The following is a 1,788-nucleotide window of genomic DNA, read 5'->3' on the forward strand; positions in this document are numbered from 1 at the left end:
TGGGATGACTCATCTTTGGGCCGGCTTCCCGCTTAGATGCTTTCAGCGGTTATCCGTTCCGAACGTAGCTACCGGGCAATGCCTTTGGCAAAACAACCCGAACACCAGCGGTTCGTCCACTCCGGTCCTCTCGTACTAGGAGCAGCTCCCATCAATCATCCAACGCCCACACCAGATAGGGACCGAACTGTCTCACGACGTTCTAAACCCAGCTCGCGTACCACTTTAAATGGCGAACAGCCATACCCTTGGGACCGACTTCAGCCCCAGGATGTGATGAGCCGACATCGAGGTGCCAAACACCGCCGTCGATATGAACTCTTGGGCGGTATCAGCCTGTTATCCCCGGAGTACCTTTTATCCGTTGAGCGATGGCCCTTCCATACAGAACCACCGGATCACTATGACCTACTTTCGTACCTGCTCGACGTGTCTGTCTCGCAGTTAAGCTGGCTTTTGCCATTACACTAACCTCACGATGTCCGACCGTGATTAGCCAACCTTCGTGCTCCTCCGTTACACTTTGGGAGGAGACCGCCCCAGTCAAACTACCCACCAGACACTGTCCGCATCCCCGATTCAGGAGACAACGTTAGAACATCAAACATACAAGGGTGGTATTTCAAGGTCGGCTCCACGCATACTGGCGTACACGCTTCAAAGCCTCCCACCTATCCTACACATGTAGGCTCAATGTTCAGTGCCAAGCTATAGTAAAGGTTCACGGGGTCTTTCCGTCTAGGTGCGGGTACACTGCATCTTCACAGCAAGTTCAATTTCACTGAGTCTCGGGTGGAGACAGCGTGGCCATGGTTACACCATTCGTGCAGGTCGGAACTTACCCGACAAGGAATTTCGCTACCTTAGGACCGTTATAGTTACGGCCGCCGTTTACCGGGGCTTCGATCAAGAGCTTCGCATAAGCTAACCCCATCAATTAACCTTCCGGCACCGGGCAGGTGTCACACCGTATACGTCCACTTTCGTGTTAGCACAGTGCTGTGTTTTTAATAAACAGTCCCAGCCACCTGGTCACTGCGACCTCCAACCGCTTAGAGAGCTAGTCTCATCACAGCCAGAGGCGTACCTTCTCCCGAAGTTACGGTACAATTTTGCCGAGTTCCTTCACCCGAGTTCTCTCAAGCGCCTTAGTATTCTCTACCTGACCACCTGTGTCGGTTTGGGGTACGGTTCACATAATCATAAGTTTAGAAGCTTTTCCTGGAAGCAGGGCATTAACAACTTCACCACCTTGGTGGCTCGTCTCGTGTCTCAGCCTTAAGAAACCGGATTTACCTAATTTCTCAGCCTACGCACTTTCACTTGGACAACCAACGCCAAGCTTGTCTAGCCTTCTCCGTCCCTCCATCACTGATTATATAAGTACGGGAATATTAACCCGTTTCCCATCGACTACGCATTTCTGCCTCGCCTTAGGGGCCGACTTACCCTGCCCTGATTAGCATGGGACAGGAAACCTTGGTCTTTCGGCGTGCGGGTTTTTCACCCGCATTATCGTTACTCATGTCAGCATTCGCACTTGTGATATGTCCAGCATGCTTCTCAACACACCTTCATCCACTTACACAACGCTCCCCTACCCAGCAGACATCCTTAAAGCCACTCCACTACTGATGGACGCTTTACCAGCGGGCGCTTCGCGCGTCGCTGTTAGCTTCCAACTGCAAGAAGCTTTAAGTGATGTCTGCTGCCGCAGCTTCGGTATATTGCTTAGCCCCGTTACATCTTCCGCGCAGGCCGACTCGACTAGTGAGCTATTACGCTTTC

1 rRNA gene is annotated in these 1,788 nt (G+C 52.1%); it reads right to left on the bottom strand.

From position 1 onward, the window contains the following. Positions 1–1,788, bottom strand: a 23S ribosomal RNA gene (locus tag ACNKW3_RS19755); the annotation flags it as partial.

Source organism: Glaciecola sp. 1036 (assembly GCF_050306235.1).
In the GTDB taxonomy this organism is placed as follows: domain Bacteria; phylum Pseudomonadota; class Gammaproteobacteria; order Enterobacterales; family Alteromonadaceae; genus Glaciecola.